Genomic DNA, 22,883 nt, shown 5'->3' with positions numbered 1-22,883 from the left:
TGATTCTTAACCTTTCCGGGGGTGCATCTTGAGTGATCAGCCAGCCTTTTCACCTCTGCTGCGGCGACTGGACCGCATCGTTACGGAATACGGCGCTACTCCTGCTGTTATCGATGACAAGTTCACGCTGAGCTATGCACAGCTGGATCAGGCAGCCGATGCTCTGGCCCAGGAACTTGTTCGTCGTGGCAGCCCCGTAACAGGGCTCTACCTTGAACGCTCCGCAGAAAGCATATTGGCGGTGATGGCAGCGGCCAAAGGGGGTATCACCTATGTTCCACTGGGGCTTGACTGGCCGGACGCCCGCATTGAGCGCGTCATCACCCGTTGCGGCATCAAGGCGCTGTTCGCCAACCCCGAGAACATGAAGGGACGCGACTGGAGCACGCCCCTTTGGCAGTGCGCGCCTGGTACATTTTTTGACAAGAAACCGCACGCTGCCCCCTTGCCGAATCCCGACGCAGATGCCGCGCTGTATATCATGCATACCTCTGGTTCCACAGGAGAACCCAAGGGCGCACGCATTTCGCATGCAGGCATATACTCCATATTTAGTGATGTGGAACGTATCGGCTATTGGCCGGGACGGATAATGACGCATGGCGCTTCTATGACCTTTGATATGTCTATTATGGAGGTATGGGGAGGCCTGCTCAACGGCTGCTCCCTTGTAATCACCGACACGCAGAGCATGCTTGACAGTGCAATGCTTGAAAAACACCTCATCAGATACGGCGTGGAATTGCTGCTTTTACCTACCAGCGTTTTCAACGTGGTTAGCGCGCAAAATCCCCAGACGTTCCGGCGGCTAAAATCATTGTGCTTCGGCGGCGAAATGCCCAACAGAGAAACCATCCGCCGGGTGCGTGAGGCATGCCCTGGCCTGGAGCTTCACAACTGCTACGGTCCGACAGAATGCAGCGTAATGGTAGCTACGGAGACCATCACTGAAGATTCTTTAAGCGCCGCGCGCATCCCGGCGGGGCGAGCCCTGGGCGACACGAACTTTCTGATTATGGACGACACGGGGCGCACTTTACCCGCCGGAGAGGAAGGCGAACTCTTCATCTGCGGAACTTGCGTCGGGCTTGGCTATGTCAAGGGCACGGCAGACAGCTCCCAGGCGTTTACCAGCCGGGCGGATACCGGCGAGCGCCTTTACCGTACCGGAGACAGGGCGGTGCTGGACGAAGCTCATGTGCTGACCATACTTGGCCGCAATGACGACCAGATAAAAATATCCGGCTGCCGCGTAGAGCCTGGCGAAATCAGCGCCGCCATTATGGCATTTCCTGAAGTGCATGCCGTGCATGTGGGCATTGTCAAAGAACCGCACCCGGAACTGGCGGCCTACGTTGTACCCGGGCACGAAACAACAGACGACAACGCCTTTATCGCACGCCTGAAAGCATTCCTGACTTCGCAGGTTCCCGAGCATATGATTCCACGGCACATCCTGCTGCTGGACGAACTGCCCCTGCGTGCCAGTGGAAAAGTCGACACTTCACGACTCCCGGCTCCTCACAAAAAGCAGACAGTGTCTGACGACGCCGTTCTCGACATTTTTCGCACAGTGCTTGCGGACTCGTCTTTTTCCTCCGAGGACTCGTTTCTTGAAGCTGGGGGAAGTTCCATTATGGCTGCCAGACTCATCGCGGCCCTACGCGAATTTTCCGGCGTTGCCGTACCCTTCCATCTGATCATGGAGCCGCGCACAGCTGCCATTGCCAATCTGTATATCGAGAATGCCAAACTGGGCATGCGGCAACATGCCCTCGATGCTGCGGCAACAGGGTTCTCCTCCGGCTCAGAAATCACAGCGAGAATATAATGTCCGCAGTTCCAACCTATACAGATTATGACCATCTGGCATTTATGCTTGAGCTGCGCCGCCAGGGCGTTACCCTGCATGCCGAGAGCGGGGAGCTTGTTTGCCGGGGCAATGCGTCTGTTCTGACAGATCACGTGGTGGAGCAACTCAGATGCCATAAGCAGGCTATCCTTGCCCAGCTGGCGTCAGAACAGACGAGTGAGGGCATGGACCTGCCCCGCCTCGTCCCCAGGCCGGAAGAAAAGTATCTGCCCTTCCCTCTTAATGAAAATCAACAGGCGTACTGGATGGGCCGCGATGCGTCCGTGGCCTTTGGCAGTATTGGCATACACGCATACTTTGAGCTGGAGATACGTAAATTTGACGCCCAGCGATTTGAATACTGCTGGAACACGCTTCTCCAGCGGCACGACATGCTCCATGCTGTTGTGCTTACTGACGGCACCCAGCGAATCTTGCGAGATTTTTCAAATTTTTCCCTGAAAATTAATAATCTTACACACATGAACGCTGTTGACGCTGAGCAGGTTCTTTTTGCGGAACGCGCAACGCTTTCCCATTCCTGCTATCCTCTTGAAGCCTGGCCCCAAACAGAATTTCGTGCTTTCGCCCTAAAGGATGGGGCTACCGTGCTTATGGGCAGCCTGGACTGCTGGTGCCTGGACGGGCACAGCCTTCAGGTTCTCATGCGGGAACTCACCCTCCTGTACGCTGGTGAAACGTTACCGCCCGTCGCTGATTTTTCTTTTCGGGACTACGTGCTTGCACTCGCTGACTTCAAAAACAGCCCCACCTATGCACGAAGCCTTGCCTATTGGCGGGAAAAGGTGCGCACTCTCCCCCCAGCGCCCGCCATCCCTTTGCGCTCAAACAGAGGCTACGGAGCTGCTGTGGAGCCGATTTCCACTATGCCAGTTCACACAGCGCCCTGTTTCAAACGGCATGAGGTTCGGCTTGAACCCCAGACGTTCGCCCAGCTGACAGAAAAACTGAGACAGAACGACCTTACCCTGTCCACGCTTTTGCTTGGGTGTTATGCGGAAACCCTCGGGCACTGGAGCTATGAAAGCAGATTTACCATCAACGTACCACGGGTAAACCGCCTGCCAGTTCACCCTGACATAGAGCGCTGCGTTGGCGAGTTCGCCAGCTTTTCCCTCACCATTGTAGATAATACGCAAGCAGACCGCCCCTTTGCCGCAAGGTGTCGTGAACTGCAACGGCAAATCTGGCAAGATCTCGAACATGAGCATGTTTCCGGCGTAACAGTTTTGCGTGAATGGCGGCAGGCCACGGGCGTAGGCCCGGAAACCGGCATGCCCTTCGTTTTTACCAGCGAGCCGGAGAGCAACGCACGTAGCCATGCCTCTTCCTGGGTAGGTTCTCTGGGAAGTCTGGGTACAGTACGCCAGACTCTGACGCAGACGCCGCAAGTCTGGGTAGACGCCCAGTACGGTATGATCGACGGCGCACTGCATCTGTCGTGGGACGTTCTGGAAAACATGTTTCCCGAGAATCTGCCCGAAACCATGTTCGATACCTTTGTCCAGCTGGTGCAATCCATTGCGGCTGACACAGCCGCATGGCAGTCTCCTCTGCCCCTATACCAGATACTGACGCCCCGGTGCTCATACAGTACCGAATACGGCCCCAAGGTGGATATTGGCGGCGATGACGCCTTGATCCGCCTTGAAAAACAGGCTCAAAAAATGGGACGGCAATGGGCACTGGTGGACCATCAAGGGCAAATGCTTTGGCAAGATGTATACGAAGCCGTGACCCGGCTGGCAGCCCGACTGAAGAAAGCAGGGCTGCCCCGGCATGCGCGCGTGGGCATGGCCCTGCACAAAGGCCGTTGGCAGGTGATCGCGCCCTTCGCAGTGCGAGCCGCCGGGGGTGTTACCGTTCCTCTGGACCCCGAAGCCCCGTCAGAACGCTTGCGCGGCATCCTGCACGACTGCGGTGCAAGCCTTGTACTGACAGACGGCTCGGCCACGGCCCGAGCAGCAGCCTCGGGAATTCCCGTCATGGATCCCCGCATGGATCAGGATGGTGATAACGTCCTGTTGCCGCCGTCAACTGCCATGTCTGCCTTTGAAAATGATATTTTCAGCGTCATATATACTTCTGGCAGCACAGGCGTGCCCAAGGGTGTTCTTGTTCCCTACAAGGGAATTCTCAACTGCATATCGCAATTTTCTTCCTTCTGCCCCCTGGGGCAAGAAACTCCTTCCCTGGCGCTGTCGCCCTTCCATCATGACATGGCCGTTCCCGATTATGCGGGCAACGTGCTTCTGGGCATGCCCACGGTTTTTCCGGAACACTCGCGCCGCAAGGACCCCGCCCACTGGCTTGAACTCATGCGTGAACACCGTGTGAGGTTCTGGAACAGCGTGCCCTCCATGCTGACCATGCTGCTGGATTTTTGTGCAACAGATCCAGCCCCGGGCTTGGAAAATCTGCGTCTCGTCTCCCTCGGAGGCGACTGGATACCCCTATCCACGGCACGCGCCCTGCTTCAACGCGCCCCTAGGACACGCTTGGTCAGCGTTGGTGGCCCTACGGAAATTTCCGTGGCCAATATCAGCTATCAGGTGCGCGACATCGCGCCCCAGTGGGACAGCATCCCCTATGGCAGGCCCTTCCAGAACGCCGGGTACCATGTGCTGAATCAGTTGGGGCAGGTTTGCCCGCGGGGAGTGGCCGGTGAACTGTGCTGCACAGGCCCCTATATGTCGGCGGGGTATCTGAACGACCCCAAGCGCAATGGTGCCGCCTTCGGTTTGTTGCCCGGCACGGGCGAACGCCTTTACAAAACCGGCGACATGGGACGGATGCATGAAGACGGCGTCATAGAATTTCTTGGCCGTCGGGACAGCCAGGTAAAAATACATGGTTTCCGTATGGAACTCAGCGAAATCGAGGCACAGGTACAAAGGCATCCAGACGTCAGACAGGCCGTAATTTTTCTTTCGAAAGGCAGCAAAAAATTGTGCGCCTACGTTGCCCCGCACCCCGGCAGCGACCTCAGCGTGGAAGACGTCAGGGCTTTTCTGAAAAAACGCCTGCCCTCCTATATGATTCCGTCCTTCATCGGCCAGTGCGAAACCTTTCCACTTTCCGCCAACGCCAAGGTAGACCGTGAAGCCGTCAAACAATGGCCTACACGAGCCCAGCGCACTGATTTTATTCCTGATACTCCTACAGAAAAGGCGGTCGCCCAAGCTTGGAATGCCGTGCTCGGTGCACCGCCGGAAAATGCCGATGCCAATTTTTTTGAATCTGGCGGCGACTCCATTGCGGCCATTCGTTTGCTGAATCTGCTTCGCGGGCAGGATTTTAACGGGCTGGGCGTTATGGACATCTTCCGGCATCCCACGCCAACGGCACTTTGCAGCCACATGAACGACCTGCGCGGCAACCACGAAAATAACATCCCTCCCGTGCTTCCCTCAAGACGGCGCAGCCAGCCCTCTGCCCCTGACGGAGGAAAGGTCTTTCCAGCCTCTCACGCGCAAAAACGCCTGTGGATAGAAGAAACTCTGCATCCCGAAACGGCCAGATACATTCTCGCTTTTCGCGTGAAAATTTCAGGACACGTCACAGCAGGTGTCATTGAAAATGCCTTGCAGAGGGTTGCCGACAGGCACGAGGCGCTTCGCACCACTCTGCATTGCCGTCACGACGAGGTACACGGTGAAACCGCCGACACGCAGGTATGGCAGCGCGTCCATCCCCGCCTGGCCGTGCCCTTCGCCCATGTGGACGCACACGGTCGTGCCGCGGAGGCACAACAGACGCTTTCTGACAAAGCATACCGCGAAATCTCGCAACAGACTTTTGATCTCGCTGTCGGCCCCCTGCTGCGTGCATGCCTTGTGGAACGGGATGCGCCAGAAACGGGAGCAGATCTGTATCTGGCCTTCCACCATGCCGCATTTGACGGGTGGTCCATGCGGCTGTTCATGAACAGTCTGCACGAAGCCCTCGATGACAAAGGCGTTCTGACCATCTGCCCAAGCATTGATTACGCTGATATGGCCGATTGGGAGCAGTCACAAAGTATGACGCGGCTTGTTGCCGAACGTCTGAAGGGCATGAAGAAAGAACTGGCGGATGTCACGAGGCCAGAACTTCCCAGTTTCGCGTCTATTTCACAATATGTAAAATCAACGACACAACACGGCAAAGCTCCAGCCGAAGCCTACATTACCTATCCCCTGCCGGACGACCTTGCCGTTGATTTACGGCAACGGGCCGTAGCCAGCGGCGTCACGCCGTTCATACTATGCTTTGCAGCCTTTTCGCTGCTTATTTCGCGCTATTCGGCTAGCAACAATCTTCTTCTTGGCACCTATGCCGCACAGCGGTTCACGCCGGAACTGGAAAATGTTGTGGGCATGATGGTCACCCCCCTGCCGCTCGCAATTCGTCTGGACAGGGCGAGCACCTTTCGAGAATTGCTGACCGTTTGCCGAGAATCCCTCATCCGGGCTGGAGAAAACTCCATTGTGCCTTTTGACAGTCTGGTCAGGGAAGTTGAAGCCCACCGCCAGCCCGGACGCCATCCGCTGTTTGATATTGCTTTCAGCCAAGACAACACAGAAGAAACCGCATTTTCAGTCAACGGCATGGCTGTACGATTGGAGCCAGGGGGCAGGCATGAAAGCGCTATGAGCCTGGATATCTCAATGCGAGATGGTCAGGGCGCTCTTGTTTTTGAAGTCACGGCTGATGCTTCCGTGTGGCCTCTCGCTGCCTTGACAGTCATGCTTGACCGCCTGCGGTGGATACTCCGGCAGGTAACGGACGCGCCCGGTCTTGCGCTGGAAGAAATTTCCCTGATCCCTCCAGAAGAGCAAGCCCCCCTTGCTCAATGGCGTCAGGGTGAAACTCCCGGCCTGTGGCCCTCTCTCTGGCAGCGCTTTGAGGATATTGCCGCCAGCCATGCCGATGCCCCCTGCCTGACCTACGGTTGCGGCCAAATGCTGAATTTCGGCCAGCTGCACAAATTGAGCACTGCCGTTGCCGGATGGATTGACGCCGTCTGCCCTCAACGCAAGCCTGTAGCTCTTTGCCTTGAGCGCGGACCGCTATGGGTGGCCGCTATACTTGCGGCCTGGCGTGCTGGCCGGGCTGTGACCCCTGTGAACCCCGGCATGCCACGCGAGCGCTTGCGTGACATACTTGCTCAGTCCCGCGTTGCAGCCGTGCTTATGGATACGCGGTGGCACGAATGGTTCGAGTTCGACTCACAAAATACCCCTATATGCCTTGATGTAGCTGAATTTGAAAAAAACTCTGCCATCCGCAGCGCCAATACTTCACCTGTGATGCAAAGCGATGCGGATACACCGATGCTCACGCTGTTCACCTCTGGCTCAAGCGGGCGTCCCAAAGGAGTATCCATCGGGCAGGGGGCACTAATAAACCGCTTGCAATGGGGTGGCGAAGCCATTCCCTTCGAGCCGGGCGAACAGTGCTGCGCCAAAACCGACACAGGATTTGTCGATGCGGTCACGGAACTTTTTACGCCGCTGCTGCACGCCGTCCCCGTGCACATTGTACCCGATGCCGATATACGGCGCATGGATGCAGTCTTGCACGCTCTGGAACAACACGGCGTGACACGGCTGGTGGCCGTACCAAGCGCTCTGCATGCCCTGACCGGGCTTGCCAGCCACACCCGTGTGCCCCTGCCTGCCCTGCGCCATATCATTTCCAGCGGCGAACCTTTGTCCGGCCATCTCGTCAGCGAATTGCACAAAGCCTTTCCCAACGCTGTTATCCACAACTTTTACGGTAGTACCGAGGTTTGCGGCGAAGCTGTCTGGCGCACAGTTTCCCCCCACGATGCCGAAGGCATGGCCGTGCCGTTGGGTAAGCCCATTTCAGGTGCAACCGTCATGATACTGGACGCAGACGGGCAGGAACTACCCTGGGGTCTTCACGGAGAAATAGCTGTTCAGGGAAAAGTTCTGGCCCAAGGATACCTCAACCCGCAAACCGGAAGCCTGGAGCAAAGCGGTGGCTTTACGCCACAGAGCATCTCCGCAAAAAACGCCAGCCGGACGTTCCGTACTGGCGACAGGGGCGTATGGACTGCCGACGGCCTTCTGCTGGGTCTGGGCAGACTGGACAGGCAGATCAAGATCAGGGGGCAGCGCATTGCACCGCAGGAAGTGGAGCAGGCTCTTCGGTCCCTCCCTGAAGTTCATGACGTTGTGGTGGTAATGGTAGGCGCAGATGAAACAGCCGCGTTGGCAGCTTGCGTTATCCCCGAATCCAACCTTTCTTTCGATGCTGCCACAGTACAGTGCAAGCTGGGAGCATGCCTGCCCCCGGCATTCATACCCACCATCTTTCTCACGTGCGCCACCTTTCCCCTGACCTCAAGCGGAAAAGTGGATGTGACTGCTTTGAGAAAAGATCTCGAGCAACAGGCAAAAATCAGCCAGGCGGAATCCGCGTGCGCCCCCGTATGCGAAGATGCGCATGGCATAGGCGCGGTACTGGCCGATTTATGGTGGATACTGCTGCACCGCAAGCCCAAAAGTAACAGCAATTTCTTTCAAGAGGGCGGCCATTCGCTGCTGGCCATCAAACTGGCGGTGCTGCTTGGTCAGCGCCTGGATGCGGTTGTCGATGTGCGCGTAATTTTTGAACAACCGGTTTTCGAGCATCTGGTCAACCGCCTTGCGGGAGTGATCCTCCCGGCTGAAGCGAACGCGGAATGGGAAGAACTCTAATGCAGATTGCCAAACTTCTGGACCTGTGCGCCCGAAAGGAAGCCTCGCTTGCCCTTCAAAACGGCAGGCTACGCATCAGCACGCCCAAGGGGGCTCTGAACGAAGATGAACTTCTGGAACTGCAACGCAACCGGCGCGCGCTGGTCCGTTCTCTGGCAGGTGCAGAGACACGCCGCCTCCTGACAAAAAAATGGAAAGATCGCCTCCCAGCTTGCCATGAGCATGCGCACCATACGCTCACGCCCTATCAGGATGTTTTCCATCTGCTGAGCCGCAATCAGGAAAACATCACAGTAGTCAATCAGGTTGGCGTGTTCCAGTTGGATGACCTGCCGTTAAAAATGAGTGATGCCATGCACAACGTGTTCGGCATACTGATGGCGCGGCACGAGATGCTGCGGGCTTTTTGCAGCACACCGCAGGGTGGGGCTCCTCTACTGCACATCAGCAAAGAATGCGCCATACCGCTGGCCGTTCACACCATACCTGACGCCCACGAACGTGAAAAAGCCATTGCCGGGTGCGTTCATAACTTTCGCTTCACCCCCTACGACCTTGCCGCTCCTCCACTATGGCGCGCGGCCGTGTTCACGGGACAGGCCAATGAGGCCGTTCTGGTTCTAGGGCTGCACCATCTGATCATGGACGGCTGGTCTATGGGTGTACTTGCCAGAGAGGTAGGGGCTTTGCTTAACGCACATCTGCAAGGCACAGAGCCAAACCTTCCCCCCCTCGTCGCCAATTATACGGAGTACGCCGCGTGGCTGCACGCCAGCGCCCTGCCCGCCATAAAGGAAAGACAAGCTGCCTTCTGGCGGAATACGCTTGCGGGCATTCCCCCCAGGCACGCCCTTCAGCCTGACTTTGTGCGTGGCCCCATTCCTCCCGTACCAGATAAAGAGGGAACTGCCCTTTCAGACTCTCATCCCCGTCATGCCCTGTGCGCCGTCGACATAGACGCGGCTCTTGCAAAAAAGATCAACTCATGGGCCGCCCGGCACGGATGCAGCTTTTTTTCGGCCCTGCACACGGCCCTGCGGCTGTTTCTTTACCGGGAGGAGGGAGAAGCCGAAACGCCCATTCTCACTGTGGTGGCCAACAGGCCGTTTTCCGGCCTTGAGGATATTGTGGGCTGCTTTGTCAATGTGCTGCCATTGGTCGCACCTTTTGACCCGCAAAAAACAGCGGTGGAAACGCTGCTACAAAGCCATGCCTGCCTTATGGAAGCTCTCGACAATCAGACGCTTCCCTTTCAGGATATAGTTGCCGCCAGCGGCGTACGACGGCACAGCAACAGGCATCCAGTCAGCCAGATATTTCTGACGCTGCAAAACGCCTTCGGTATGTCCGGCGCGATTTCTATGACGCCGCGCATCCCGGATTACCCCATCTCAGCCTATGATTTGGCCTTTGTTGTCTGGGATTTCGGCGAAAGAGGGCACAGGCTCCATCTTGAATATGACACAGCGCTGTTCACCCGCGCCCGCATGGAAGCATCGGCGGCGGCATTTCTGCAATGCCTGGCAACGCTGACGGAAACCTCGGGAACTCTGGAAGCTGCGCTCAACCCAATCTATGCAAAGGCCCCAAGCCGAATCGGTGCGGCCCAAAAACTGGCAGAACTGCTTAATTTTAGCGCTTATGACGGCATTGTCTTTGAACAAACCGCTGCTGATCCTGACGGTTTGCTCAGTCTTGCAGCCGCCGAAAGCGGTGTCCCGGTTCTTGCATCGCTTAGCAAGGTAACAGCCAGCAGCCTTGTATGCCTGACCCGCTGGCCTGCGGAAAAAGTATGGCCCGAAGCGGCCCATGTCTGCATTGTAAACCACCTGCCTTCAGGCCTGCCCATTTGCGGGGCGAACGACAATATACGCCTGCTATTGCAGCTGCCGGAAACAACTGTTTTTGCTCTGGTTGACCGCTTCAACCCCGTAGAGGCAGACGCTACGGTGGCAGCACGGCTGCACAGGGATTGCCTGCCCGCTGAATCCGCACCCGGCGGAACTGCGGCCTTCAATCCCCAACTGCGCCTTCGCCTCCTGACCCGCGACACCGTAGCCTTGCCACTTCCCGGCTATGGCAGCCCCCTGCTCTGGCGTCAGGGATATGCCGTCAACCTGAACCATGTCGCCTCAAAGCTGACTGGAAAAAGCCTGCCGGAGCTGGCATTGGGCATTGTTGCTCCTGCCCGCCGCGAAGGGCAGAAATCCCTGCTGCATGATGAGGGAGAGTTAGTCGCCTGGTACGGAGACGATTTTCCTGCACTCTCATCCAAAAAACTTGAAGAGGGCTTTACAGGCCTGCCGTTGCCACTGCGCCCGCAACACCACATGCGTGTGCGCCGCCTGCCAAGGCATGCGGACGGCAGGCTGCGGCGGGATCTGCTTCAGGAACTGCCACTGTATACCGCAAGCATGCTTCAACGCGCTTTTGCCGCAGGGCATGCTGACCTGCGGGAGACCGCCCCGCAACCGGGCAAGCATACGCAAATATACACGCCAAGCGGTCCGTCTGGAATGAAGCTGGCTTTTCCAGACTGCCCCGCGCCGGACTGGGACATTCCCTTTGCTCCTGACAGGTGCTGCATGGTGCTGCTCTCCGGCTCTGATGTGGATGCCCCCTGCATTGCCGCACTGTTACGCAAGCCTGAAACGCGGCTGTGGCTGTACGGCGCGAATGCGCACGAAGTGTGCCGCCTTTTGGACCAGCCCGAACGGTTACAGTACGGCGGAGAGCTGCCGGACCATACTGCGGCCCGCGCCGCCTTCGGAGTATCACCGGGAGGTCTTGTTCATATTCTTTCCCTCAATGCAGCAACCATTGAGCCTGATCGTATTGCTCAAAAAAGCAAAACCGCGGCACAAACTTTTCATGCCCAACTTCCAGGGGTGCCCCTTGTGCGCTGGCTGATAATAGATACGGACGCCGTATTGCCAGCCGCCACACTATTCCAATACCTGCACGGCGACGCCGTTCGGCATAACACCAGGGCTCCGCATACGGATATCCTTGTAGCCATGCCCCTGCAGCAAGAACATCACATGCTTTCCATGCTGGAGCTAGCCCTCAAGTCCGGAAAGGACGCACTTCTTGCAGGGGCCGATCCGTCACGGATCGGCAGACACCTGCTCTCCCCACACGTACCTCAGCCTTCCTGCACGCTGGTTCTTTACCCGGAAGCCGCCGTAGTGCCGGGCCGCCTTCCGCATCCTTTGTGCAACATATGGGGAGAGCCCGGGCCGTATGAGGTTCACGCGCCGTCACCCGGCACCGCTGAAAACACGCACCAGAGCCACAAGGCGGAAGCGCTACGCGCCACAATGGCAAACATTTGGGCCCAAACCTTGTGCACGGACGCCGCCGATCCCGAAGCAAACTTTTTTGACCTCGGCGGAACTTCGGTCATGGCCCCGCAACTGCGAGAACGCATACAACAGGCCTTTGGTGTGGACATGGGCGTTGCCGCCGTTTTTCTGCACCCCTGCCTGAGCGAATTGACAGACGCAGTACTGGAAAAACTGCCTTTAAACGCCCACTCGTCTGCGCCGGAAGCTACCCCCGATTCTCTGACCACACTGCCACAAAATGAAAAAACGCGTTCCGACGCCCAACGTGACGCCCGCAAAAGACGTAAACAGCAAGCGAGTATGCGCCCATGAGATCATCCCCCTGGCTTGACGACGCCTATAGCAATGCGGTTGCCGTTGTCGGCATGTCCGGCCGTTTTTGCAACGCGCCGGATTTGGAACAATACTGGCAAAACCTGTGTTCCGGCTTTGAAGCCGCGCGCCGCCTTTCTCCTGAGGAAATCAAAACCAACGGTTGCCCGGCGTCCTACGCTTCGCATCCTTCCTATGTTCCTGTATGCGCCCAGATGGAAGATGTAGACAAATTTGACGCTGCGTTTTTCAACCTGAGCCCTGGCGAAGCCCGCGAAATGGACCCCCAGCTGCGTCTGATGATGGAATCTTCGTGGCATGCCTTTGAAAATGCGGGCTATGTGCCCGGTAACCCCGACATGCAAAACTTGCGAGTAGGCGTGTTCGCCGGAGCCGCTCCCAGTTCTTACTGGCTGTGCAATGTAGGGCCGGACGCCTTCAACAACACGGGTACCGCCTTTCACCGCTCCGCCATCGTCAACGGGCAGGATTTTCTCAGCTCCTGGATCTCGTACAAGTTCGGTTTCACCGGCCCCAGCCTGAATATTCAGACAGCCTGCTCCACCGGGCTTGTTCTTGTGGCTTCGGCCTGCCAGCACCTGCTCGATTACAGTTGCGACATGGCTTTGGCCGCAACGGCCTCTGTTATCAACCCTCGCGGTTGGGGTTATGTGGCGGAATCTGGCGGCATTCTGGCTCCAGACGGTCACTGCCGCCCCTTTGACGCCGCCGCCGGGGGAACCCTGCCGGGCGAAGGAGCAGGCGCGGTGGTACTGAAACGGCTGGCCGACGCCATTGAAGACAGGGACCACATCCAGGCCGTGATCAGGGGATACGGCATCAGCAACGACGCCCACCGCAGAGCCGGATTCGCAGCCCCCTGCGCAGAAGGACAGGCAGCAGCCATTCGTATCGCGCAAAGCATGGCCAATGTAGAAAGCCGGGATGTTGGCTATGTAGAAGCACACGGAACAGGCACCTATCTTGGCGATCCCATAGAAATCGCAGGACTTTCCCAGGTATTCGGCGAACGTTCGGAACCCTGCGTTATTGGTTCGGTCAAAGGAAACCTGGGGCATCTGGGGAATGCAGCGGGCATGGCCTCACTGCTCAAGGTCATACTAATGCTCCGCCACAGATATATTCCGGCCACAATCAACTTCAACATGCTCAACCCGGCCATTGATCTTGATGTACGGCGCTTCCGCATCGCACACGGGGCGGCGGCATGGCCCGAAGGGCTGGGAAATATGGCTGGTGTCAGCGCATTTGGCTTTGGCGGTACGAATTGCCACGTGGTTCTCGAACGTACCCCCGAGTGGGCGCAAGCAGAGGCATCTGCCAACATGCGCCACGGCGTAATGGCTCCTCTGTGTTTCAGTGCGCCTGACGCTAACGGGCTGCACCGTCTTATGAAACGTTGGGGAAAGTTGCTTGAAAACGGGTCAAAAACCGCACTTGAAGAAATGGCCTGGAACCTGCGCCACACGCGCAAGCTGTTTCCTTGCCGCTATGCCGTAGCTGCCAGTTCCGCCAATGAAGCCGGAACTATTTTGCGTGAAAGAGCCTATGAAAACACGCCTTGCAGCGATGCACCGCAACTCGTGCTCCTTTTCACCGATGCCGTCGACGCAACATTTTTAAAAAGCATCACTTCCCGGCTGCAACGGCATCATCTTTGCCCCGCAGTTGTGGCCGCTTATGGCGAGGGCAGCGCTTCAGCCAAGGCGGCACGTGACCTTTTTGCGGAAGCGCCGCTGTATCTGTATCTGGACGTTGATCATGCCTCGAAAAATGCACCATGCAGCAGCACGAATATTTCAAACTGTGTATGCCTGCACATACCGGGGAATGCCCACATTGCCCCTGAAATCATCGACACCCTTGCGGCACGGGGTTTAAGGCCATTCCGCTGGCTGCCCTTGGAAGCACCGACCCCAATTGACGGCTTGGACGATATTTTTTCCGGGCTGGTCGCTGAATTTTTCATGGCAGGGCTTAACCCAATCATCCCTCGCGACGGCGCACGTCGACTGGTGCTGCCGGAATATCCATTCACTCGCGAATCTCACTGGCTTTCGCTTAAGACGAACCAGGCCGCAATGCAATCTACGCAAGACGACACAACTGAACCGCAACAGAACTCGGCAGAAGCCCTTGTGCTCGACATCTGGCGCGAAGCATTCAGTGTTCCCTCGTTACTTGTTGATGACGATTTTTACGTCATGGGCGGAACCTCAATGACAGCCGTGCAAATTCTGGCCGATGTCGAAAACGTTTTCGGAATCCGCATTTCCATGACGGAATTCAGCAGCATCAGAACGGCATCCCAAATGCTTGATACCCTTGTCAGGAAGGCAGAATGAACAGCCATCTTACGGAGGCACAGCCCTCACCCGATTCTTGCCAAGCCAACAGCGCTACGCCTGCCCGGAACCGCCAAAACAAGCTCGGCGCGCTGGCTGCCAGGGCCGCTGAGCGCAAGGCTAGTACGGCAGCGTATCCACACGTTATGGCTCAACCGGAACTGCGGCACGAGCCCTTTCCTCTCAGTGACATGCAGCAGGCATACTGGATTGGCCGTGCTGCCGACCTGCGCGGCGGCGGCGTGGCCATGCAGAGCTATGTGGAAATTGAATGCCAGGCTCTGGACCTGCAACGCTTCAAAACGGCGTTAAATGCCCTTGTGGAACGCCACGAGATGTTACGTGCAGTGGTAACGCCTGAGGGGGAACAGCGAGTGTTGCCCCTGCCCCTGCTTTTCCCCGTCGCCGTGACAGACATGTCTGCCCACGACAGCGCCGCGCAACAACGGCACATGAATGAACTGGCCGCACACATGACTGCCACAGTCAGCGATCTTGAGCACTGGCCTCAGTCAGAAGTACATTTTACCCGGCTGGCGGCCAATCCTGATGGCACCGATAACGGCGTGCTGCACTTCCGCTGGGACATGTGGGCCACAGACGGCCGCAGCTTCCAGATACTGTATGAAGATCTGGCCGCGTTGTACCTTGATTCTGAAGTGTCGCTGCCTGAGATTCAGGCCAGCTTTCGCGATTATATGCTTACACTGAAGAAGTTTGAGCAGAGCCAGGCATACACAAACAGCCTCCAGTTCTGGAAAGAACAGTTACGCACACTTCCTCCGGCACCCACATTTCCCAAACCGGCAGAAAAATCCCCAGCCGACAGCATCATGCAGGAGCCCGGCGTTATAAAACGCTACGAAGCCGTGCTCACCGTCCAGCAAACCACTAATTTACAAAAAGAATGCGCCCGACGCGGATTTTCACTGACGGCACTGCTTGCTGCCGCCTATGCCGAAGTCATTTCCCTGTACAGCGGTTCAAGACATTTCACTTTGAATATGCCCCGCTTTAACCGCAATCTGCACTGGCATGAATCCATCAATCACATCATGGGGGAATTTGCCACTTTTACTCTGGTTCCCGTTGATTTGACAGGCGACCACATGGCGGCACATGCGGCTGCCCTGCAAAAAACGCTCTGGACAAATCTGGAACATGCCGAAGTTTCCGGCGTGCGCCTTCTGCGCGAGATGGCGCAGATGCGCGGCGAAATGGAGACTGAAGTCATGCCTGTGGTTTTCACGGCTATGCCCGACAGACGCGCCGACGACACTGGCGTGGAAAAGGTGCTGCAGGCCTTTGGGAGCGTGCGGCGCACGCACGGCTCCACCCCGCAAACCAAACTCGACTGCCAGTACACCATTTTTACCAACGCCCTGCACATTTACTGGGACGGCAAAACATCCGTCTTTCCTTCGGGCATGGTGGACGACATGTTTGACGAGTATATGCGCATACTGCGTCTGCTCGCGGACGATCCGAAATACTGGGAGCATGGCCGGATTGCGGCACTGCCCCTGCAGCAGGCACAGCGGAGGGCTGCACGTAACAACCGCCCCATGCCTCTTCCACAGGGGACTGTTTGCGATATTTTTTTGAAGCGCGCGGCGGAAACTCCAGAAGCCGCGGCCATCATAGCCCCGGACAAAACCCTGACCTACGCGGAGACACTCGGCTACGCGCTGCTTGTTCGGCAGCGCATACTTGAACATACAGGCGCTTCGCAACCCCAGCCGCACAATGATGTGGCTACGGTGGGTATCGTTCTTGAACGGGGTTGGCAGGCCATTGTCTGCATCCTTGGCGTCCAGCTCGCGGGCATGCCCTATCTGCCACTGGACAGTGGCAACCCGCCATCACGGCTCTGCACAATGCTCGAGGCCGGAAGAGCTGTCCTGACTATCACGCACGGTCACATGGGCAAAAGCCTGGCTGGCGCTATTCCCATACTTGACGTGGACGCCCTGCTCGAAGACTGCCCAGAAGCGGTTCCCCATAGCGACGCCGTGAATGCCACGCTGCCTGACCAGAGCGACCCTGCGTATGTGATGCTGACATCCGGCACCACTGGAACCCCCAAAGCTGTTATCGTCAGCCACCAGAACCTGCTAAATCTTGTGGTCTACACCAATGAGCGCTTCGCCCTGAAGCCCGAAGACAGGATTATGGGCGTCACATCGCTGCACCACGACCTTTCGGTATATGACGTCTTTGGGACGCTTGCCGCAGGGGCCGCTCTGGTGATTCTGCCGCATGAAGACGCCCTGCGCCCGGACGTATGGGCTGACACCGCACTACGCCATAACGTTACCTTCTGGAACAGCGTGCCCGCTTTCATAAAAGCGCTTGCGCGGCACAGCCTTGAGCACGACGTTACGCTACCCATACGTATTTTTGTGGCAGGAGGGGACTGGGTAGAAGCCAGTTTGCCTGGTGAAGCCCAAAAAGCGGCTCCCGATGCGGAATTTTACTCCATCGGCGGGCCCACGGAAACCACAGTATGGAACATCATGCACAAGGTTGAGGGCCTGCCCAAGGGATGGGGCGTCATACCCTACGGCGCGCCCATAGCAAACAACAGCTATTACATTCTGGATGAAGATCTGCGCGATGTTCCTGACTGGGTTACAGGTGAAATGTACTGCGCGGGTGCCAACGTTTGTTTGGACATCCTTGCATCGGACGCCAGCCCGAGGCTTATCCATCACCCTGAAACGGGCGAAAGACTGTACCGCACGGGTGATGCTGGCCGTTATCATGATGACGGGCTTATTGAAATTCTTGGCAGAACAGACTTTCAGATCAACATCGGCGGCTTCCGCCTCGACCCTGTGGAGGTGGAAACTGTTATCGCCAGGCATCCCGATGTAGGCAGGGCTGTTGTCATTCCCGTAAAAACTGGCAGCGATGTTCCCGGCGGGCAGATACTGGGCGCTTTTGTGCTTGCCCGACAGAACACTGCCGGAGGTCCCGTTGACGCAACAAGCCTGCAGGCTTGGCTGCAAGACCGCCTGCCGCCTGCCATGCTGCCACGGATCTGCCAGTTTGTGGACGAATTGCCCCTCACAGCCAATGGCAAGATAGACCGCCGTGCCCTGATTGAAAAATACGCACATGAACAGCCTGAAAACGAAGCGGCAAAAGACGTTTCTCCTATCGACGATCATGCTCCGCAAACTCCGGTGGAATGCCTGCTTGCCTCACTATGGCAGGAGGTGCTGCACGTAGAGGTCACAGGCGTGCGTTCCAACTTCTTCCGGCTTGGAGGTGATTCCTTGAAGGCAGTGCAGGTACTTGCCCGGCTTAAGGAAAAACTTCCAGTTCCTCTGCCGCTGTCAGCATTTTTCACAAATCCGACCATTGAAGGTCTGGCCAAAACCCTGCTCACCCTCATACGCGCACGCACAAGCAATGCGGCAGGAGACACCAGCCGATGATAACAGCCGTCAATACCGCATCGGTGACACCAGACGAAGCGCTTCCAGAAGAAACTTTTTCGGGTATGGCCGATTCTCTGGAATCTCTGGACATAGCACAACTGGCCCAGCTGTTGCGCGAGGCGGACACGCAATCGCCCAGCGCTCCTGAAGACGGCATGGAAAGTATCCACGCCATCAGAGCCGACCCTCCGCGCCTGTCGCTGGCGCAGGAACGTTTGTGGTTTATGGACCAGCTGGCGCCGGGCAATCCCTTTTACAATATTCCGTTTGCTTTCCGGCTCGGGGGAACAATTGATGTTGAACTCTTTCAACGCGCGTGGCTGGCCGTTATGGAGCGGCATGCCGCACTGCGGATAAACATTCGGCCGGACACCAAAGGCAAAATTTCCGTCATAACACGTCCCCATACGCAATATATTCTTGGATTCAGAAGCGCCCCGTCCTTCTCTCTTGTCCAACAGGCCATGCGGCATGAGGCCGAAAAAGGATTTAACCTCACGAGCGATCTTCTTATCAGGGGATGCCTGTTCCGCGAGACGGATGACAGCCATGTGCTGCTTTTTACCGCCCACCATATAGTGTTTGACGGCTGGTCCATCGGAATTTTCCTGCAAGATCTGATGCAGGCCTATACAGACCTTGCCCGGAACACGGTTCCCGAGTGGGAACCTCTGCTTGTCACGTATGAACAGTACGCCGTGTGGCACAGAGACCGCGTACTGCGTTCGGCAGAGTCCGAGTCCTTGTGGTGGCGAGAGCGACTTGCGAATCTTCCTGATCTGGCATTGCCCACAGACTTTCCACGCCCCGCTGCACAAAGCTTCAAGGGCAGCATGCACCAGTTCGTCGTGCCACGCGAAATTGTTGACGGCATTGAATCTCTGGCTGCCCAAGAAAACACAACCCCTTACGCGGTCTGGCTTACAATTTTTTCAATGGCTGTATCACGGTTTTCGGCTCAGCGCGATTTTGCCGTTGGCAGTTCATTTGCCGGGCGTTCACATGCGGCCATCGAACCTCTTGTGGGGTTTTTTGTTGAAAATCTCAGCATACGCATACAGACAGACCCGCAGCAAAGCCTGCGCGCCCTCATACAAACAGTACAGCGGGCGATTCTTGAAACGTTGGAACACGCCGATCTGCCCTTCCAGATGCTGACCGAAGCACTTGGCCGTCAGCGCGACCTGAGCCGAAACCCCATATATCAGACGGCCTTCACCTACCAGAACATGCTTTCGGGTGATATGGGCTTTGATGGTATAAGTATCGAAAATCTACCCATGCCCTCATGCTCAACGCATATGGACATGGAAATTCTTGCATGGCCAGGGGCTTCAGGTCTGGACTGCACCCTGCTGTATGCCTCAGATCTGTTCCGCCCTGAAACCATGCACGGATTTGCCAAAATGTTTACCGCGCTCGCCCGCGAAGCGGCACAAGGCAAAAGCGCTCTGGACGCGCCCTCAGCGCGGTTCGGCTTCAACACGGCGGTCTCGCTGACGCACGGGGCCGCACGCGCGCACCACGCAATTGCACCCTGGAAAACCTTCACCGAACTTTGCAACGCAATGCCGGAAGCAACCGCCGTAGTGTCTGTTGCCAAACCCGGCACATCCGCTGCTGAATACCGAATGACCAGACACGAACTGCTGAACGCAGCTGATAGCCTGGCCTCTCACCTGGCGGCGCAGGGCGTAAAGCCCGGCTCCTCCGTACTTCTTCGCCTGGAACAGGGGCCGGAATTACTAGCGGCAATACTCGCTGTATGGAAGCTCGGCGCGGTCTGGACTCCGCTTGCTCCGGGCTATCCGGAAAGTCTGGCGCGCTGGATTGCTTCTGACTGCGGGGCTGTCTGCATCCTCACTGCCGACTCGGCATGGAAAGTGGACGGCCCTGCCGTGCTGAACATCAGGGAACTCCCGGCGGAAATGGGGGGTCAGGTGGCCCCGCAATCTCCGTATTACCCCGAAAAAGAAGATACTGCCTGCCTGCTTTATACATCTGGTTCAACAGGTAATCCCAAGGGTGTGCGCCTCAGCTATGCCGCTATTGCCAACCGCCTGCGCTGGATGTGGGAACAGTTCCCTTGGGGCGCAAGCGAGGCGTGCTGCCAAAAAACCTCTCCAGTTTTTGTGGATTTTATTTGGGAGGCCCTTGGCCCGCTGCTTTCGGGTATCCCCCTGCTCAGCCTTCCCGACGGCTCCGCAGCTGACGTTCCGTGGCTGCTGGACCAGCTGGAACGGCACAAAACCACACGTCTTGTGCTGGTTCCCTCGCTACTTGCAGAAATGCACCGCACTGGCCTTGCCGGGCGTCTGCCCGCCTTGAGGATACTGACGGCCAGCGGCGAAATTCTGCCCCCTGATATTGCCTCAGCAACTCTCAAGGCCTTGCCGTCCATACGGTTGCTCAATCTGTACGGTTCGACAGAAGTAACGGGCGACGCCACGTTTTACGAGGTGACGGGACAGGAAAAGGGGGCGGTGCCCATTGGCGCTCCCGTACACAATACCACGCTGGCCGTGGTTGATGAGCAGGGCTCCATACTGCCAGCCGGAGCCGTGGGCAGACTTTTTGTAGCGGGCGGCTGCCTGGCCTCGGGATACCACGGGGCAGCGGCGACTTTCAGTTCTGCATGGGTGGACGAACAGCGCCATGAGGGCATGACTGACGAGGATTTTCAGGATCTGTGCCGTGTGGGCGGGCACCGCAGGTGGTTCAATACCGGCGACATGATCAGGCTCGATACTTCGGGCATTGCGCATTATTATGGCCGGATCGACCGACAGATAAAAATCCGGGGCATCCGTATTGAACCGGAAGAAATTCAGACGGTTCTGGAGGCGCACCCGCTGGTGGAAGAAGCGCGGGTACTGGCCGTTTCCGGCCCTTCGGGCGGTGATGCCGCCGTCTGGACAGAACAACGCCTTGCTGCCTACGTTATTCCCGGCAGAGAAGACGCCTCCAGCGAAACAGCCGACGGCAGCCGGGCACGGTGCCTCAACCAGTGGGAATCCCTGTACGACAGCATGTACACTTCTGTACGGCGCGAGGGACAAATACTGGACAACTTCCTTATATGGGAAAGCAGTTACACCGGACAGAAAATTCCAACGGATGAAATGCGCGAATGGCTGGCTGCAAGCCTTGCGGCCATACATGAGCACGCGCCGCGAAGCGTTCTTGAAGTGGGCTGCGGCCAAGGTTTCCTGCTCATGGACCTTGTGCGCACCTGCGAACGCTACGTGGGCCTGGATATTTCCGCACAGGCTCTCGCCTGCCTGAAAGATATCCTGCCCGGCGGGGAGCACCCGTCTACATCCGGCACGGACGACATCAAGGCGAAAATACTTCTGGCCCAAAGCAGCGCCACAGAATTGCCCCCACTGGAGGCGATAGGTGGAAAAGCCTTTGACACCGCCATATTCAACTCCGTTCTTCAGTATTTTCCCGACCGCGAGTACTGCGTTGAAGCCGTGCGACAAGCCGTTGAACGTCTTGATAGGGGCGGGCGCGTCATCCTTGGCGACATACGCAATTTCGACAGCCTGGATATGTTGCATACAGCTATCCAGATTTATCGATGCGATGGAAAAAACACGGCACGGGAGCTTCTTGACCGCGCCAATAGCAGAAAGCGCATGGAGAGCGAACTGCTGCTTTCACCTGCGTTTTGGCACGCGTTGCCACGCCTTATCCCACGTATCTGCCATGTGGAGGTACGCCCGAAGCGCGGGCACAGCCATAACGAACTGACAGAGTTCCGCTATGAAGCAGTGCTTTATTGCGATCACAACCCATTCCGGCCCTTTTTCGGTCCTGTACTGTCGTGGGGCGATACGGGTGCGGCGTCCGCTGAAGACCTGCAAGCCCTTTTAACAACGTTGCGGCAGGAGGCGTCTTCTGGCGAGCAGGCTTTTGGCGTGTCGGGCATTCCGCATGCGCGCCTTGCGGTCTATCAGGCCGTACGGCAACTGGCGGAGGAAAGCTGCCTTTCCGGCATGCAAACCAATCTCGACTCTCTGCTGGGCGAAGCACAGGCCCTGAAGGAAACAAACCAGACTGTGCGGGGGCTGAACCCGGAAGACATTCATGCAATGGCGGAATCCCACGGCCTTGAAGCCGCAATTTCGATCGACCTGCGCGACGGCGTGAGCTTCAACGTCCTGTTCCATACCCCGGGAAGCGCCCCCTGCCTGAATATACCTTGGCCTGGAGCAGAGGATGCCTTGAACCGTCCCCTGGCCTATCTGGCCAACGCTCCTGCCTCAAGCCGTGATGAAACGATGCTGCGTTCGCACCTGCGGGACTACCTCAAGGAGCATCTTTCTCCAGCGATGGTACCCGACGTTATTCTCACGGTTCCGCAATGGCCGCGCACCCCGTCAGGAAAAATAGACTGGAAGCGCCTGCCCAGCCCCAACATGCGCCTGTTCGCAAGCACAAGCGGCATGCAGTTGCCAGCCACGCCAGAGGAAACCCGCATCGCGGATATCTGGAAGCTGGTCATTGGCCTGGATGAAGTCAGCATTCACGACAACTTCTTTGAAATCGGCGGCACCTCTTTGCTGCTGACCCAGGTGCATCAGATGATTCAGTCCGACCTGGGCAAAACGTTTCCTCTTTCCACCCTGTTTCAGTACCCGACCATCCATGCGCTGACCGAATGGATGCATGCCCCGGAAACCCCGCCGGGAAAAAATGATGCCCCACCGAACGCGCGCGAATCCCGCATGGAAAGGCAACGCCTTTCGGGTGAAAGACGCGCACGCCGCCAGAGCCCCAACGCAACCAGCCTGTAGCAGAGCGCTATGCGCAATCTGCTCTTTCGG

General features: G+C 57.3%; 6 protein-coding genes. All 6 read left to right on the top strand.

The window, feature by feature from the left end:
* Window positions 1-28 precede the first annotated feature (28 nt).
* Genes QM579_RS07490 through QM579_RS07465 form a run of 6 tightly spaced genes read left to right on the top strand, consistent with a single transcriptional unit; the run spans window position 29 to window position 22,853 of the window.
* Window positions 29-1,831 (top strand): non-ribosomal peptide synthetase, encoded by a 1,803-nt coding sequence (locus QM579_RS07490; RefSeq protein ID WP_414998546.1) that lies wholly within the window; start codon window positions 29-31, stop codon window positions 1,829-1,831.
* On the top strand, window positions 1,831-8,580 hold the full coding sequence (locus tag QM579_RS07485; RefSeq protein ID WP_414998545.1) for an amino acid adenylation domain-containing protein: 6,750 nt from the start codon (window positions 1,831-1,833) through the stop codon (window positions 8,578-8,580). The genes QM579_RS07490 and QM579_RS07485 overlap by 1 nt, the downstream gene beginning before the upstream one ends.
* Entirely contained in the window at window positions 8,580-12,239 is a 3,660-nt protein-coding gene (locus tag QM579_RS07480) for a condensation domain-containing protein (RefSeq protein ID WP_414998544.1), read from the top strand. Before QM579_RS07485 ends, QM579_RS07480 begins: the two co-directional genes overlap by 1 nt.
* Window positions 12,236-14,605 carry a beta-ketoacyl synthase N-terminal-like domain-containing protein gene (locus QM579_RS07475; RefSeq protein WP_414998543.1) on the top strand — a complete coding sequence of 790 codons (2,370 nt, stop codon included), beginning with the start codon at window positions 12,236-12,238 and terminating at the stop codon, window positions 14,603-14,605. The genes QM579_RS07480 and QM579_RS07475 overlap by 4 nt, the downstream gene beginning before the upstream one ends.
* On the top strand, window positions 14,602-18,048 hold the full coding sequence (locus QM579_RS07470; protein ID WP_414998542.1) for a non-ribosomal peptide synthetase: 3,447 nt from the start codon (window positions 14,602-14,604) through the stop codon (window positions 18,046-18,048). The genes QM579_RS07475 and QM579_RS07470 overlap by 4 nt, the downstream gene beginning before the upstream one ends.
* Window positions 18,045-22,853, top strand: a complete 4,809-nt coding sequence (locus QM579_RS07465; protein ID WP_414998541.1) for a condensation domain-containing protein — start codon at window positions 18,045-18,047, stop codon at window positions 22,851-22,853. The genes QM579_RS07470 and QM579_RS07465 overlap by 4 nt, the downstream gene beginning before the upstream one ends.
* Window positions 22,854-22,883 lie beyond the last annotated feature (30 nt).

The organism is Desulfovibrio sp., from assembly GCF_047607245.1.
In the GTDB taxonomy this organism is placed as follows: Bacteria; Desulfobacterota; Desulfovibrionia; order Desulfovibrionales; family Desulfovibrionaceae; genus Desulfovibrio.
This window is presented reverse-complemented; position numbering and strand designations above follow the sequence as displayed.